This is a genomic window from Erythrobacter litoralis, assembly GCF_029760855.1.
Lineage (GTDB): Bacteria > Pseudomonadota > Alphaproteobacteria > Sphingomonadales > Sphingomonadaceae > Qipengyuania > Qipengyuania litoralis_A.
The window spans coordinates 464,031-477,499 of the sequence record NZ_SOSI01000001.1; the positions used below are offsets into that span (position 1 = coordinate 464,031).

General features: G+C 63.6%; 16 protein-coding genes. 6 read left to right on the plus strand and 10 right to left on the minus strand.

Annotated features, from left to right (window positions below; all coding sequences use genetic code 11):
• Position 1 precedes the first annotated feature (1 nt).
• From gatA to rpsU, 4 genes are all read right to left on the minus strand, one after another.
• Positions 2 to 1,483, minus strand: a complete 1,482-nt coding sequence (gatA, locus tag E3U23_RS02115; protein WP_279349530.1) for an Asp-tRNA(Asn)/Glu-tRNA(Gln) amidotransferase subunit GatA — start codon at positions 1,481 to 1,483, stop codon at positions 2 to 4.
• Positions 1,484 to 1,607: 124 nt separating this feature from the next.
• Positions 1,608 to 1,910: an Asp-tRNA(Asn)/Glu-tRNA(Gln) amidotransferase subunit GatC gene (gene gatC, locus E3U23_RS02120; RefSeq protein WP_279349531.1), complete on the minus strand. Its 303-nt coding sequence runs from the start codon at positions 1,908 to 1,910 to the stop codon at positions 1,608 to 1,610.
• A 73-nt stretch (positions 1,911 to 1,983) separates the two neighbouring features.
• Entirely contained in the window at positions 1,984 to 2,541 is a 558-nt protein-coding gene (locus tag E3U23_RS02125; protein WP_279349532.1) for an FKBP-type peptidyl-prolyl cis-trans isomerase, read from the minus strand.
• 84 nt (positions 2,542 to 2,625) lie between these two features.
• Positions 2,626 to 2,832 carry a 30S ribosomal protein S21 gene (gene rpsU, locus E3U23_RS02130; RefSeq protein WP_279349533.1) on the minus strand — a complete coding sequence of 69 codons (207 nt, stop codon included), beginning with the start codon at positions 2,830 to 2,832 and terminating at the stop codon, positions 2,626 to 2,628.
• A 206-nt stretch (positions 2,833 to 3,038) separates the two neighbouring features.
• On the opposite strand from rpsU, the gene crcB reads away from it, so the two are divergent.
• Genes crcB through E3U23_RS02155 form a run of 5 tightly spaced genes read left to right on the plus strand, consistent with a single transcriptional unit; the run spans position 3,039 to position 6,117 of the window.
• A complete protein-coding gene (gene crcB, locus E3U23_RS02135) occupies positions 3,039 to 3,449 on the plus strand; it encodes a fluoride efflux transporter CrcB (protein ID WP_279349534.1) in 411 nt (136 codons plus the stop codon).
• A complete protein-coding gene (locus E3U23_RS02140; RefSeq protein ID WP_279349535.1) occupies positions 3,446 to 4,567 on the plus strand; it encodes an RluA family pseudouridine synthase in 1,122 nt (373 codons plus the stop codon). The genes crcB and E3U23_RS02140 overlap by 4 nt, the downstream gene beginning before the upstream one ends.
• Positions 4,564 to 5,220 (plus strand): HAD-IA family hydrolase, encoded by a 657-nt coding sequence (locus tag E3U23_RS02145; RefSeq protein WP_279349536.1) that lies wholly within the window; start codon positions 4,564 to 4,566, stop codon positions 5,218 to 5,220. Before E3U23_RS02140 ends, E3U23_RS02145 begins: the two co-directional genes overlap by 4 nt.
• Positions 5,210 to 5,422 carry a hypothetical protein gene (locus tag E3U23_RS02150; RefSeq protein ID WP_279349537.1) on the plus strand — a complete coding sequence of 71 codons (213 nt, stop codon included), beginning with the start codon at positions 5,210 to 5,212 and terminating at the stop codon, positions 5,420 to 5,422. Before E3U23_RS02145 ends, E3U23_RS02150 begins: the two co-directional genes overlap by 11 nt.
• A complete protein-coding gene (locus tag E3U23_RS02155; RefSeq protein WP_279349538.1) occupies positions 5,419 to 6,117 on the plus strand; it encodes an ATP12 family chaperone protein in 699 nt (232 codons plus the stop codon). Before E3U23_RS02150 ends, E3U23_RS02155 begins: the two co-directional genes overlap by 4 nt.
• A gap of 48 nt (positions 6,118 to 6,165) precedes the next feature.
• Here the strand turns inward: E3U23_RS02155 and E3U23_RS02160 are convergent, their stop codons facing one another.
• From E3U23_RS02160 to E3U23_RS02185, 6 genes are all read right to left on the minus strand, one after another.
• Complete coding sequence (locus E3U23_RS02160; protein WP_279349539.1) at positions 6,166 to 6,336, minus strand: CsbD family protein; 171 nt, start codon at positions 6,334 to 6,336, stop codon at positions 6,166 to 6,168.
• An 80-nt stretch (positions 6,337 to 6,416) separates the two neighbouring features.
• Positions 6,417 to 6,998 carry a DsbA family protein gene (locus E3U23_RS02165; RefSeq protein WP_279349540.1) on the minus strand — a complete coding sequence of 194 codons (582 nt, stop codon included), beginning with the start codon at positions 6,996 to 6,998 and terminating at the stop codon, positions 6,417 to 6,419.
• 70 nt (positions 6,999 to 7,068) lie between these two features.
• Positions 7,069 to 7,668, minus strand: coding sequence for an ABC-type transport auxiliary lipoprotein family protein (locus tag E3U23_RS02170; RefSeq protein ID WP_279349541.1), 600 nt, complete (start codon positions 7,666 to 7,668; stop codon positions 7,069 to 7,071).
• Positions 7,665 to 8,618 (minus strand): MlaD family protein, encoded by a 954-nt coding sequence (locus E3U23_RS02175; RefSeq protein WP_279349542.1) that lies wholly within the window; start codon positions 8,616 to 8,618, stop codon positions 7,665 to 7,667. Before E3U23_RS02175 ends, E3U23_RS02170 begins: the two co-directional genes overlap by 4 nt.
• A complete protein-coding gene (locus E3U23_RS02180; protein WP_279349543.1) occupies positions 8,618 to 9,523 on the minus strand; it encodes an ABC transporter ATP-binding protein in 906 nt (301 codons plus the stop codon). The genes E3U23_RS02175 and E3U23_RS02180 overlap by 1 nt, the downstream gene beginning before the upstream one ends.
• The gene (locus tag E3U23_RS02185; RefSeq protein ID WP_279349686.1) at positions 9,523 to 10,635 is read right to left on the minus strand and encodes an MlaE family ABC transporter permease; all 1,113 of its coding nucleotides are present in this window, start codon (positions 10,633 to 10,635) and stop codon (positions 9,523 to 9,525) included. The genes E3U23_RS02180 and E3U23_RS02185 overlap by 1 nt, the downstream gene beginning before the upstream one ends.
• Before the next feature lie 94 nt (positions 10,636 to 10,729).
• On the opposite strand from E3U23_RS02185, the gene E3U23_RS02190 reads away from it, so the two are divergent.
• A complete protein-coding gene (locus E3U23_RS02190) occupies positions 10,730 to 13,462 on the plus strand; it encodes a valine--tRNA ligase (RefSeq protein ID WP_279349544.1) in 2,733 nt (910 codons plus the stop codon).
• The last annotated feature ends 7 nt before the right edge of the window (positions 13,463 to 13,469 follow it).

Consider the following 13,469-nt stretch of genomic DNA (forward strand, 5'->3'; position numbering starts at 1 on the left):
CTCACCACCATCTCTCCGGCATCGCCTCGAACCCACTACGCTGCTCGATCGCCAGGCCGGCATCCAGCACACCTTGCTCGTCGAAAGGCTTACCGATTAGTTGCAGGCCGAGCGGCAGGCCGTCCTTGTTGAGGCCTGCCGGTACGCTCATCGCGGGTAGGCCGGCGAGGCTGGCGGGGACGGCGAAGACGTCGTTTAGATACATCGTCAGCGGGTCTTCGTTGAGCGAGCCGAGCGGGAAGCTGGCCGTGGGCGTGGTGGGGGCGAGGATCAGGTCGCATGCCCCCCATGCCCGTTCGAAATCCTGCGCCACAAGCGCGCGAATTTTCTGCGCCTGCGTGTAATAGGCATCGTAGAATCCGGCGCTGAGCACATAGGTGCCGATCAGCACGCGGCGCTTCACCTCGTCGCCGAAGCCGGCCGCGCGGGTGGCGGCGTACATGTCCTGCAGGTTCGCGCCTTCGGGAAGGTCGCGCAGGCCGTAGCGCACGCCGTCGTAGCGCGCGAGATTGGACGAAGCTTCGGCAGGGGCGATGATGTAGTAGGCGGGCAAGGCGTATTTGGTATGCGGCAGCGACACGTCGACGATCTCGGCGCCCGCATCGCGCAGCCAGGCCTTGCCCTGTTCCCAGCTTTCGAGGATTTCGGCGTCGGTCCCATCCATGCGGTATTCGCGCGGAATGCCGATGCGCTTGCCCTTGAGGTCCGCGCTCAGCGCGGTTTCCCAATCGGGCACGTCCATCTGCAGGCTGGTCGCATCCTTCGGATCGAAGCCGGCCATCGCGCCGAGCATGATCGCGCAGTCTTCAACGTTGCGCGCCATCGGCCCGGCCTGGTCGAGGCTGCTGGCGAAGGCGACGACGCCCCAGCGCGAGCAGCGGCCATAGGTCGGCTTGATGCCTGTGATACCGGTGAAGGCGGCAGGCTGGCGGATGGAGCCGCCCGTGTCCGTGCCGGTTGCGGCCGGCGCGATGCGAGCAGCGACGGCGGAGGACGATCCGCCCGACGAGCCGCCGGGGCTCATCGCGGCATTGGTGCCCTCTTTCTTCCACGGCGAGGAGACATTGCCGAAATAGCTCGTCTCGTTGGAAGAACCCATGGCGAACTGGTCGAGATTGAGCTTGCCCAGCATGCCGCAGCCCGCGTCCCACAGGTTCTGCGAAACGGTGCTTTCGTATTGGGGCAAGAAACCTTCGAGGATGTGGCTCGCCGCGGTCGTCTGCACGCCCTTGGTGGCGAACAGGTCCTTCATGCCGATCGGCACGCCGGCCATCTTGCCGAGCTGTTCGCCCTTCGCGCGCTTCGCGTCCACCGCATCGGCGGCGGCCAAAGCATGATCGGGCGTGGTGACGATGAACGCGTTGAGTTCGGCGGCCGCGGCGACGGCGGCGTTGAATGCCTCGGCCACTTCGCGCGCGGTGAACTCGCCAGCGGCGACGCCGTCGCGGATGGCCTTTACGCCGAGATTGGTCAATTCAGTCACGTAGAAGATCCGTTCGCCCTGAGCCTGTCGAAGGGCTGCCCTTCTTTTACATGCGCAGGCTCAAAAGATGAAAAACAGGGCTTCGACGCGCTCAGCCCGAACGGTTGGGACGTTGTGCGAGAAGTCACTCGATCACCTTCGGCACGCCGAAGAAGCCGTGCTCGGCAGCGGGGGCATTGGCCAGCACATCGTCCCGCCGGCCGCCGGCCGTTTTGGGGTCGGCATCAACCACGTCGTCGCGCAGGCGTAGGGTATTGGGGATGACAGCGGTCATCGGCTCGACGCCCGAGGTATCGACCTCGCTCAGCTGCTCCACCCAGTCGAGGATGTTGTTGAGTTCGGGGACCATACGCTCCAGCTCGCCCGCTTCCATGCGGATGCGCGCGAGCGAGGCGATCTTCGCGACTTCTTCTCGAGTAACGGACATGGCCTCGCGCGTTAGCGAGGCGGCCTTGCCGCTTCAAGCAAAAGCAGGCCGTGCTGCTTTACTAAGTCGCGTCTTACTGACCCGCGCCTTCGGCAGGGGGCGGGCCCATCTGGCTGCCCATCATCTGTTGCAAAGCGCGGAAGCGCTGCTCCGCCTCTTCGCGCGACATGATCGCGTTCAGGGTGATCTCGAAGGTCAGATCGGTATTGGGCGCAATCGGCGATCCGGGGGGCGGTTCGGCGCCATAGGCCTGTTCCGCGGGAATGAAGAGGCGGTAGGTGCCCCCTTCCTGCATTTGCGTCAGCCCTTCGACGAACCCGTCGATCACCTGGCCACGCTCGAGAAGCATTGGCGTGCCTTCGGGAAGGACGCCTGCCGGGAACGGCAATTGCTGCGAGCGGTCGAATTCTTCGCCATCCGGTAGGGTGCCGACATAGTCCACGAACACGACCTGGCCTTCTTCCGGTGTTGGCCCGGTACCTGCGGTAATCGTCTCGATATCCAGCCCCTTGGGCATGGCGGCATAGGCCACGCCTGCGGCAATCAGGACGAGCACGACGATGCCGAGCCACAGCTTGGTCAGCGAGCCCTTGGCAATGGGTCGGAGGGGAACACGGGTGATCTCGGTCATGGGTGCAGTTCGTCCTCATACGCAAAGGGCGCGGAAATCTCCGCGCCCTCATGGCCTAGGCTGTCGTAGCTCGCAAGAGCGGGCTTACTTGACGCCGTCGCGTTCCATCCGTTTGCGCTCCAGCTTACGGGCGCGGCGCACGGCGGCGGCCTTTTCACGGGCGCGCTTCTCGCTCGGCTTTTCGTAATGGCGGCGCAGCTTCATTTCGCGATAGACGCCCTCGCGCTGCAGCTTCTTCTTGAGTGCGCGGAGAGCTTGATCGACATTGTTATCGCGAACGGTAATCTGCATAAACTTACAAAACCTCGTCAAACGGGCCAGAGCCCGCCAGTGCGGGGTTTGCCTCCTGAAATAATTAGGGTTCGAAAACGAAACGCGTAACGCGCCGAATCCGTTCCGGATCGGCTCGAACGGAGGGGCACATATCGCCAAGCCCGCTCCAATGCAAGCATTTGCAGCGCTTCCCACCATGCGCCAGCCGCGCTAGGGAGCCGGCGATGGCCGATTTATCCCCCTTTGCCGCCACGCTCAACGTCGCTTTCGGCGGCGCGGCCGGCGCTGCCCTGCGTTACCAGACGGGCCGCGTGATGACGCAGTGGCTCGGGCCGCAGACCGTAATGACATTCCCGTGGGCGACTCTGGCGGTCAATGCCGTTGGAAGCCTGCTAATGGGAATCCTCGCCGGCTGGCTCGTTCGCCAGGGGTCAGGCGCCGCCGAACAGCTGCGCCTGCTCCTCGGCGTCGGGCTGCTGGGCGGCTTCACTACCTTCTCGGCCTTCAGCCTAGAACTAGTCCTGCTGATCGAGCGCGGACAGTATACGATCGCGGGCCTTTATGCTTTCCTGTCCTTCGCGCTCGGCATTTCGGGCCTGATGTTCGGCCTTGCAGTCATGCGGATGACGGCATGAAGACGTCCGACGAAGTCCGTCAGTTCACGATCGCGCCCGACGACGACGGCATCCGGCTCGACCGCTGGTTCAAGCGTCACCTGCCGCAGGTCGGCTTCGGTACGGTCAGCAAATGGGCGCGCACCGGCCAGATCCGGGTCGATGGCAAGCGCGCCAAGCCTGACGATCGGCTGGAGCAAGGCCAGCAGCTTCGCGTCCCGCCTGGCGGCGATACGCCCGATCGCAAGCCGAAGACCAAGCGCCCGCTCACTCAGGCGGAGGTAGAGCAGGCCGAGGGGATGGTGGTGCAGCAAACGCCCTCCGCCATCGTGCTTAACAAGCCGCCCGGTCTCGCGACGCAGGGCGGCACCAATACGACGAGCCATGTCGACGGCCTGCTCGATGCCTTCACGCCGGGGGAGGACGATCCCCGCCCCCGCCTCGTCCACCGGCTGGACAAGGATACGTCGGGCATCCTTCTCATTGCCCGTACGCCGGGCAGCGCTGCGTTCTTCTCCAAGCGTTTTTCCGGCCGCAGCGCCAAGAAGATCTACTGGGCGCTGGTCATCGGCGTGCCGGACATCCGCGAAGGCACCATCGACGCCCCGCTGGCAAAGCAACCCGGCAGCGGCGGCGAGAAAATGCATGTCGACCATGAAGGCGGGCAGCCTGCGAAAACCAAATACCGCGTGGTCGAGAGCGCGGGCAAGAAGGTCTCGTGGCTGGAATTGCAGCCGATGACGGGGCGCACTCACCAGCTCCGCGTCCATTGCGCGGCGATGGGCCATCCGATTGTGGGCGATGGCAAGTATGGCGGGAAGGACGCTTTCCTCACCGGCTCGATCAGCCGCAAGATGCATCTCCACGCCCGCCGCCTGATCATCGACAGCCCGGATGGCGGTAAGCTCGATGCCGTGGCCGACCTCCCCGAACATTTCGCCGCGTCGATGGAACAGCTGGGGTTCGACGAAGCCGCCAGCGATGCGACGCCGATCCGCGACGATCCACCGCCCAAATCGCGCGAGGAAAAGAAGCAGCAGGCCCGCCAGCATGCCAAGACCTATCGCAAATCGCAGCGCGGCCCCCGCCGTGGGCGCGGCGGCGGCGCGGGAGGCAAGCCGAAGGGTCGAGGCAAGTGAACCGGCTGGCCGTATTCGATTGCGACGGTACGCTGGTGGATGGACAGGCGGCGATTTGCGACACGATGGCCGATGCCTTCGCCAAGGCCGATCTCCCGCTGCCCGACCGCAACCAAGTGCGCAGGATCGTCGGCCTCAGCCTTCCGCAGGCGCTCCGTTTGCTCGCACCTGGATACGAGGCGAAGCACGGCGCTTTGCTCGAGCATTACAAGACCGGATTTCGCGATCGCCGGACAAGCGGCGTTCTGGAAGAACCGCTGTATGACGGGATTGTCGCGTTGATCGAACGCCTGTCGCAGGCCGGATGGCAATTGGGCGTGGCGACCGGCAAGAGTGATCGCGGGCTCTTCTCTTGCCTCGAACGGCATGGCCTACTTGACCGGTTCGTCACGTTGCAGACGGCCGACCGCCATCCTTCAAAACCTCATCCTGCCATGCTCGAACAGGCAATGACCGACGCCGGAGCCGATACGGGATCCACGGTCATGATCGGCGACACAACGTTCGACATGGAAATGGCCGCCGCCGCGGGCGTGCGCGCTTTCGGCGTCGCATGGGGCTATCATGAACCCGCCGAATTGCTGGAGGCGGGCGCGGAGGCCGTAGCGAACGATATGGCGGAACTCGAACAGATGATTAGCAATGCCGTCTGACGAACGCACAGCAATGCGGCGCTTCTGGATTTTGCAGGGCTTGCGGCTCGCTGGCCTCGGTTTGGCCCTGGCAGGCGCAATGGCGATCGCCGGAACGCTGAACCTCAATCAGGCGCAGGGCGCGGTGCTGCTGATCGGTGGGGCGGTCGCTTTCTTCTTCCTGCCCGTTCTGATGGCGAAGCACTGGAAGGCCAAGGGATGAAGCGATTTTACGCGCAAGTTGCGGCGCAGGAAGCCGCCGGCGGCTGGATCGTCCATCTCGACGACCGTCCGCTCAAGACCCAAGGTGGCAGACCGCAGCTCGCGCCCTCTGTCGAGCTTGCCGAGTTGCTCGCAGCCGAATGGCGCGGACAGGACGACGAGATCGACCCTTCCGCATTCCGGTTTCGCGACATGGCCGACTATGCGATCGACGTGGTGCGCAAGGAGCCGGACGTCATCGTCGATAAGCTGCTCGGCTATGCGGAAACCGACACGCTGTGTTACCGCGCCGATCCCGAAGACCCTCTCTATCGGCGGCAGCAGGAAGTGTGGGAGCCCCTTCTCGCCGAGACCGAGGCACGCGAGGGCGTCCGCTTCCACCGCGTCAGCGGCATCCTGCACCGCGCACAGGCTGGCGAAACTCTGGCCACATTGCGCAACCATCTCGAACGGCTCGATCCCTTTAAGCTCGCCGCGCTGGAGCAGCTGGTCTCGCTCAGCGCATCGCTCTGCATCGGCCTCGCCGCGCTCGAGCCAGGCGCCGACGCAGATGCCCTGTGGAATGCTGCAAACCTCGAAGAGGATTGGCAGGCGGAACGGTGGGGCAAGGACGAGGAAGCAGCCGCTCGGCGCGAGGGGCGGAGAAAGGCGTTCCTGAATGCCATTGCCTTCGCCCGGAGCGTGAAACCCGGATAAGAAAAAGGGCCGATAAATCGGCCCTTTTTCGTAAATTTCAGGGGTCGGTCAGACCTTGTTGCCCATCTTGCCTTCGACTTCGCCCTTGAGGTTCTGGGCTTCGCCCTTGCGTTCTTGCGCATGACCTTCGGCGCGGGTCTCGGGGTTGTCGGACTGCTGCTTCGCCTTGCCGGCGACTTCATTGGCAACACCCTTTGCCTTGTCGGTAAGTTCGCCCATCGTTTTTCTCCAGTTTCATCGGCAACATTGCCTCAAGTTAATAACGTAGAAGGCGACGATCCTGTTCCGGTCTGCCTGGTTCAATTCTGGCGGGCCTTGTCGATTGCCTTTTCGAATTGCGTTTCAGTGAGGGCACCGGTGTATTTGAAGCGTCCGCTCACGTAGGTCGGCGTACCGACGATACCGAGTGCCATCGCATCGCGCCGATTTGCGACGAGGCGCTGCGTCGGACCGCCGGCTTCGATAGTTTTCATCAGCGACTGCCAGTTGCCCCCGAGGCCCGTGACGACCTCCGCCATGACCGCGGGCGTAAGCGGGCGCCGCTCCCGCATGAAGGCGTCATGCACGGCGGTGTACAGTCCCTGTTCGTTCGCTGCGATGGCGATACGGGCGGCATCTTCCGATGGTGGACCGAAGATCGGAAGATCGCGATAGACGATCCGCGTGTCCCCGTCTTTTGCGACCGCTTCGAGCATCGCGGGATGCGCTCTGCGACAGGCGGGACAGCGATAATCGGTGAAGACGATCAACGATACCGAAGCGTCTTGTGGACCCGATGAAGGTGCGTCCGCATCGGAAGCCAGCCTCTCGGCGAGGGCGGCCCTTATCGGCGTTCCGTCGATGTGGACTGCACGGAAATAATGGGAGGCGGCAACTCCCAAGCAGACGATTATCGCAAAAAGCAGCGCAGAGCGTATCGAACCCCCGGCCGCAGGCTGCCTGTCGTGCCCTCTAACCGATCCACTCCGCCACTTCGAGCGCGACCTGATTTGCCGCCTGGTTCAGCGCCGGGCCGACCGCGGCCGCTTCGGGCGCAACGCCGGAGATGACCGCTTCGAAGCGGCGCGTGCGTACCGAACTGCCCGCGCCCGGAAGGACGCCGTCGAACACGACCACGACCGAGGAGTTGCGCGCATCATATCCAAACTGGCGGACCGTGCCGTTCAACCGCGTCTCCGCGAGGGCGCCCGGATCGTCGCCGTCCACGATGATGCGATTAGTGCGCGTGCGCAGCGTTTCGCCGATCAACCGACGAAACAGGCGCGCAGGTTTCTCGACCCAGGTTGCATCCTGCAAATAGGCGATGCTGGTATCGTCGATCTGCACTGGCACCCGCGTCACGTCGAGCGCGGCAGGCGCTTCGAATTCGCTGAGCACGATCGACTGGCCTGCATTGCTGGATGCGCCACTGCCTGCCGGGGCGGTGGCGGTCGGCGTGAGGGTCAGGAGGCTATCGGGCGTTTCCGGCCCGAAGCTGATACAACCTGCGAGCAGCAGTGCTGGGGCGAACGCGGCGAGGGTCTTGAACTTGCGCATCGCGAAATCTCTCAATTGTCGGGCTCGTAATCGGGCATGGGCTGGCTCGAAAGCAATGCGCCGGCGCCCTTTTCGTCGATCTTTTCGGTGACGCCGCGTAGCGCCTTGCTGGTCGCGCGCAGATCGCGCAGTGTCGCTTCGGCGGCGGGCAGCGTGCTTTCGGTCAGCTGCTTGGTTGCCGGACGCGCATCTTCGAGCGTAACCTTAAGTGCTTCCGCAGCACCGCTTGCGGACTCGAGCGTTGAGCGAAGCTGCTTTGCAATCTGCTCGCCTTCGGAATTGATCAACCGGTCGGTCGAGGCGGTGACCTTCTCGAACTCGTCGAGCGCTTCGGCTGACTCTCGCAAGGTAACCTGCAATTCCGCCATCGTGCGTTCGACCTGCGGGGCGGCCTGCGCAAAACCGCGGGTTATCTCGTTTGTGTTGGCGAGAATTCCGGCGATCTCGCCCTGGTTCTCGTCGCTCAAGAGTTGGGTCAGCCGCTCGGTCAGGGTTGCCAGCCGCTCGAGCAGCAGAGGCGCGTTGGCCAGAATAGCGTTGAAGCCGCCATCCTGCGGCGGGATGATCGGTACGCCTTCGGTGCAGGCCGTGGTCTCGCAGGTGATGGCCGGGGCGCCGCTGCGCGCACCGTCGAGCATGATGGTCGAAACGCCGGTGAAGCTGCCCTGGATCGTCGCCGTGGTACCGACGAGGATAGGCACTTCTTCCTTCACCTTGATGCGGACGCGAACGAATTCGGGATCCTTGTCCCACAGCGCGATCTGGGAGACTTGCCCGACCGGAACGCCGGCGAAGGACACTTGGCTGCCATTGGCGAGGCCCGAGACGGACTGGCCGAAAAAGATGTCGTATTCCTTTTGGTGGCCTTCGCCTAGCCGTGCCAGCCAGACGATGAACAGCGCCAGCCCTGCTAGGATCAACAGCGTGACGGCCCCCACCCACACATGATTTGCCCGCGTTTCCATTACTTAGCCTTATCCTTCGCAGCATCCGCTTTGTCCAACGCTTTGACCGCGTGCGCCGCGATCGGTCGGTCCATGTGCTGCCTGAGTTCGTCGAGCGCCTGCGCCGTCAGCGCTGCGCGGCCGCGCGGGCCGTTGAAGTATTCCTGTATCCAAGGATGGTCGAGTTCCATGAGGTTGGGCACGGTATCGACCGCGATCACCTTCTTGTCCGCAAGCACCGCCACCCGATCGCAAATTTCGTGCAGCGTATCGAGATCGTGGGTGATGAGGAACACGGTCAGACCGAGCGTTTCCTTCAATTCCAGCGTCAACCGGTCGAACGCCGCCGCGCCGATCGGGTCGAGGCCGGCTGTCGGCTCGTCGAGGAAGAGCAGTTCGGGGTCGAGTGCCAGAGCGCGCGCAAGACCGGCGCGCTTTTTCATGCCCCCCGAAAGCTCGCTCGGATATTTGCTGACCGCGTTTTCCGGCAGGCCGGAGAGGACCACCTTGTAGCGCGCGATCTCGTGCCGCAGATGCTCGCTAATTTCCGGATAGAACTGGTTGAGCGGCACTTCGACATTCTCGCCCACCGTAAGAGTGGAGAACAACGCGCCGCCCTGAAACAAAACACCCCACCGATCGCGCACGCCCAGAACCTCGTCTGGCTCGGCTTCGGTGATGGATCGTCCGAACACCTTTATCTCGCCGGCGCTCGGTATTTGAAGCCCGATGATCGAACGCATCAGAACCGATTTGCCCGTGCCCGATCCGCCGACCACGCCAAGGATTTCCCCGCGCTTGACCTTGAGATCGAGCTGGTCGTGAATGGTCTGTTCGCCGAACTTGTTGACCAGGCCCTCGACGACGATCGGATATTCGCCGCGAAACCGTTCGTGCCGCTCGGGAGGGGGGAGATCGTCCGCCATCAGGCCCACCCGACCTTGGTGAAGAAGACGGCGAAGAACGCATCGAGCACGATGACGGCGAAAATGCCGGTCACCACAGCCATCGTGGTGCGCAGGCCCACCTGCTCGGAGTCGTTCTCGACCTTCATGCCATGATAGCAACCGGCGAGCGAAACGATCAGGCCGAAGACGGGCGCCTTTATTAGGCCTACCCATAAATCGTAGGTCGGGACGACTTCCTGGATGCGGAACAGGAAAGTCCAGAACGGGATGCCGAGCATGACGTCGCCGATCACCGCTCCGCCGATAATCGCTGTCGCGCAAGCGTAGAACCCCAGCAGCGGCATCATGATGATCGCAGCAAGGATGCGCGGGATGACCAGCGCTTCCATCGGCGAAATGCCGATCGTGCGCATGGCGTCGACTTCCTCGGTCAGCTTCATCGTGCCGAGCTGCGCGGCAAAGGCGCTGCCCGAACGGCCCGCCACCATGATCGCGGTCATCAGCACGCCGAGTTCGCGCAAGGTAATCCGGCCGACGAGGTTCACCGTCAGCGTCTCCGCCCCGAACTGCGCAAGCTGCACCGCGCCCTGCTGCGCGATGACGACGCCGATGAGGAAGCTCATCAAGCCGACGATTGGCAGGGCGGATACTCCGACCAGTTCCATCTGCCGGACCAGCGCAAGCGAACGGAACCGGCTGGGATGGCGAATGACATTGCCCGCCGCCACCAGCAGCGCACCGAGGAAACCCAGCACGCCCATGAAGCCGCGGCGGCCGTTATAGACTTTCTCGCCGATCGCTTCGGGTACGCGCTGCAACAATTGCGCGCGGGGCGCGGATACAGCCTCGCCTTCGTGCGAACCTTCGAGCGCCTTCATCAGCCGCTGCGCCCGATCGCTTGCGCCTACGATTTCAGCGTTATGCTCGGTCGCCAGGCTGCACGCGACCCATGCGCCCACGGTATCGATTTCGCTGACTTCGGAAAGATCGACTTTACTGAATTCGCGATCCAAGCCGCGCAAATCTTCGTCCACCCCGCCAATCGTCGAGATAAGATATGGCCCGGAGAGCGCCAGCGTTGCGCCCCCGTCCGCCCCTTCGTCCACCTCGAATTGCGCCAGACCGTCCATCTTCCTGCGCCTATGCGGCGATTTCGGCGCGGCGGCAAGCGCAGAGGCGCGTTTGCGTTGCATCGCAACAGGGGCGCTGGCATGGGCTACGGCCATGAGTACAGAGCTTCCCAAGACCTTCGACCCTGCCGAAATCGAGGCGCGCTGGTATGCGCACTGGGAGGAGAACGGCCTGTTTCGACCCGAACGGCCAGACTCGGAAGCCTACACCATCGTCAATCCGCCGCCGAACGTGACCGGCAGCCTCCACATCGGTCACGCGCTCGACAATACGTTGCAGGACATCGTGATCCGGTACGAGCGGCTGCGCGGCAAGGACGCGCTGTGGGTAGTCGGCACCGACCATGCCGGCATCGCGACGCAGATGGTGGTGGAGCGCCAGCTCGAGGCGAAGCAGGACAAGCGCACGAACTACTCGCGCGAAGACTTCGTCAGCAAGGTCTGGGAATGGAAGGACGAAAGCGGCGGCACGATCACCCGTCAGCTCCGCCGTCTCGGCTGCTCGATGGACTGGAGCCGCGAACAGTTTACGATGGACGAGCATTTCAGCCGCGCGGTGCTCAAGACCTTCGTTGATCTTTACAATGACGGGCTGATCTACCGCGACAAGCGGCTGGTGAACTGGGATCCGAAACTCAAGACCGCGATCAGCGATCTCGAAGTCGAGACGCAGGACGTGAAGGGTCATTTCTGGCATTTCCGCTATCCGCTGGAGGGCGGCGTGACGCTCGAGAACGGGCAGGACTACATCGAGGTCGCCACTACCCGGCCCGAGACGATGCTGGCCGATATGGCAGTGGCCGTGCACCCGACCGACGAGCGGTATGCCAGCGTCGTCGGCAAGCATGTCGTCCTGCCCATTACCGGGCGGCGCGTGCCGATCGTGGCGGACGAACATGCCGATCCGGAACTCGGCAGTGGCGCGGTGAAGATTACGCCGGGGCACGACTTTAACGATTTCGAGGTCGGCAAGCGCGCCGGAATCGAGCCCGGCGATATGCTCAACATGCTCGACGGCGATGCTAATGTCACGCAGACCGCCGACGGAAAGGTGCCGAATGAGTTCCTCGGCCTCCACCGCTTCGCCCGCGATGGCAAGGACGGTGCGCGCGAACTCGTGGTGCAACGGCTGAAGGAGCAGGGCTACCTCATCCCGCACATCGCCAAGACCAAGAAGGGCGAGGAACAGGAACTCGACGCCGAACCGCGTACCATCGCGACCCCCTTCGGCGACCGCGGCGGCGTGGTGATCGAACCATGGCTGACCGACCAATGGTATGTCGATGCCGCGAAACTTGCGGTCGACCCGATTGAGGCGGTGAAGTCCGGCGAAGTCGAGATCGTCCCGAAGACTTGGGAGAAGACATTCTTCAACTGGATGGAGAATATCCAGCCGTGGTGTGTCTCGCGACAATTGTGGTGGGGGCATCGGATACCGGCGTGGTATGGTCCGGACGGGGCGGTATTCGTCGCCGAAACCGAAGCCGAGGCGCAGGCCTGGGCGGGCGCCGGCGTTACCCTGACCCGCGACGATGACGTTCTCGACACTTGGTTCTCGTCCGCGCTCTGGCCCTTCGCCACGCTCGGCTGGCCAGAAGAAACCGCGCTGGTCGAAAGGCACTACCCCAATAACCTCCTGATCTCCGGCTTCGACATCCTGTTCTTCTGGGATGCCCGCATGATGATGATGGGCCGCCACCTCACCGGTCAGAACCCATGGCCTCGCCTGTACCTTCATGGCCTCGTACGTGCGGCGGACGGGGCGAAGATGTCGAAGTCAAAGGGCAATGTGGTCGATCCGCTCGGCCTCATCGATCGCTACGGCGCCGATGCCCTGCGCTTCTTCATGGCCGCAATGGAAAGCCAGGGGCGCGACATCAAAATGGATGAAAAGCGGGTCGAGGGTTACCGCAACTTCGCCACCAAGCTGTGGAACGCGACCCGCTTCTGCCAGGCGAACGGCATCGGCGCGAGCGACACGATTGCCGCTCCATCCGCGCGCCTTGCGGCGAACCAGTGGATCATCGGGGAGGTGCAGCAGACGGTCGAGGCGCTGGACAAGGCGCTGGCCGACCTACGCTTCGATGCAGCCGCCAACACGATTTACCATTTCGTGTGGGACCGGTTCTGCGACTGGTATCTCGAACTGATCAAGCCGGTCTTCCAGGGTGATCCTGACAGTGCGCCCGCCGTCGAAACCCGCGCGGTCGCCGGTTGGGCGCTCGACCAAATTCTCGTAATGCTGCACCCTTTCATGCCCTTCGTGACCGAGGAGCTGTGGCAGGCGCAGGGCGCGCGCGGCGACTATCCGGTAATCACCGCCAAGTGGCCGAACCCGCGAGCCGATATCAGCGAGGATGCGGTGGCGGCGATCGACTGGGTCATCGCGCTCACCACTGCTATGCGCGGTGCGAAGAACGAACTCGGCATTCCGCCCGGCGCGAAGCTGGAAGCTTGGATCGCGAACCCCTCTCCGGTCGCGGCAGGCGTACTGGAACGTGCCAACGCCGCGGTCGAACGACTCGCGCGGCTCACCCCGGTGCATATCGGTGAGGCCCCCGCCGGGCCGGCAATGCAGGTCGGCGCAGGTAGCGATGCCATCGTCATCCCGCTCGAAGGGATCGTCGACATCGAAGCCGAAAAGGCGCGGCTGGCAAAGGCGCTGGAGGCGAGCGAAAAGGAGTTCGGCAGCCTCGACAAGCGGCTCGGCAACCCCAACTTCGTCGAACGCGCAGCGCCCGAAGCGGTGGAGAAGGCGAAAGCCGATGCGGCGTTCCATGCAAGCGAGATCGACCGGCTCCGAGCGGCTTTGGCGAGACTTGGATAGACTGGGA

What these genes read in the sequence shown, in the direction of transcription:
- gatC (WP_279349531.1), bottom strand. Translation starts at nt 1,910, where the DNA reads ATGTCCGTTACTCGAGAAGAAGTCGCGAAGATCGCCTCGCTCGCGCGC.
- E3U23_RS02150 (WP_279349537.1), top strand. Translation starts at nt 5,210, where the DNA reads ATGCCGTCTGACGAACGCACAGCAATGCGGCGCTTCTGGATTTTGCAG.
- rpsU (WP_279349533.1), bottom strand. Translation starts at nt 2,832, where the DNA reads ATGCAGATTACCGTTCGCGATAACAATGTCGATCAAGCTCTCCGCGCA.
- E3U23_RS02155 (WP_279349538.1), top strand. Translation starts at nt 5,419, where the DNA reads ATGAAGCGATTTTACGCGCAAGTTGCGGCGCAGGAAGCCGCCGGCGGC.
- E3U23_RS02175 (WP_279349542.1), bottom strand. Translation starts at nt 8,618, where the DNA reads ATGGAAACGCGGGCAAATCATGTGTGGGTGGGGGCCGTCACGCTGTTG.
- E3U23_RS02125 (WP_279349532.1), bottom strand. Translation starts at nt 2,541, where the DNA reads ATGACCGAGATCACCCGTGTTCCCCTCCGACCCATTGCCAAGGGCTCG.
- E3U23_RS02190 (WP_279349544.1), top strand. Translation starts at nt 10,730, where the DNA reads ATGAGTACAGAGCTTCCCAAGACCTTCGACCCTGCCGAAATCGAGGCG.
- E3U23_RS02160 (WP_279349539.1), bottom strand. Translation starts at nt 6,336, where the DNA reads ATGGGCGAACTTACCGACAAGGCAAAGGGTGTTGCCAATGAAGTCGCC.
- E3U23_RS02140 (WP_279349535.1), top strand. Translation starts at nt 3,446, where the DNA reads ATGAAGACGTCCGACGAAGTCCGTCAGTTCACGATCGCGCCCGACGAC.
- E3U23_RS02185 (WP_279349686.1), bottom strand. Translation starts at nt 10,635, where the DNA reads ATGGACGGTCTGGCGCAATTCGAGGTGGACGAAGGGGCGGACGGGGGC.
- E3U23_RS02180 (WP_279349543.1), bottom strand. Translation starts at nt 9,523, where the DNA reads ATGGCGGACGATCTCCCCCCTCCCGAGCGGCACGAACGGTTTCGCGGC.
- crcB (WP_279349534.1), top strand. Translation starts at nt 3,039, where the DNA reads ATGGCCGATTTATCCCCCTTTGCCGCCACGCTCAACGTCGCTTTCGGC.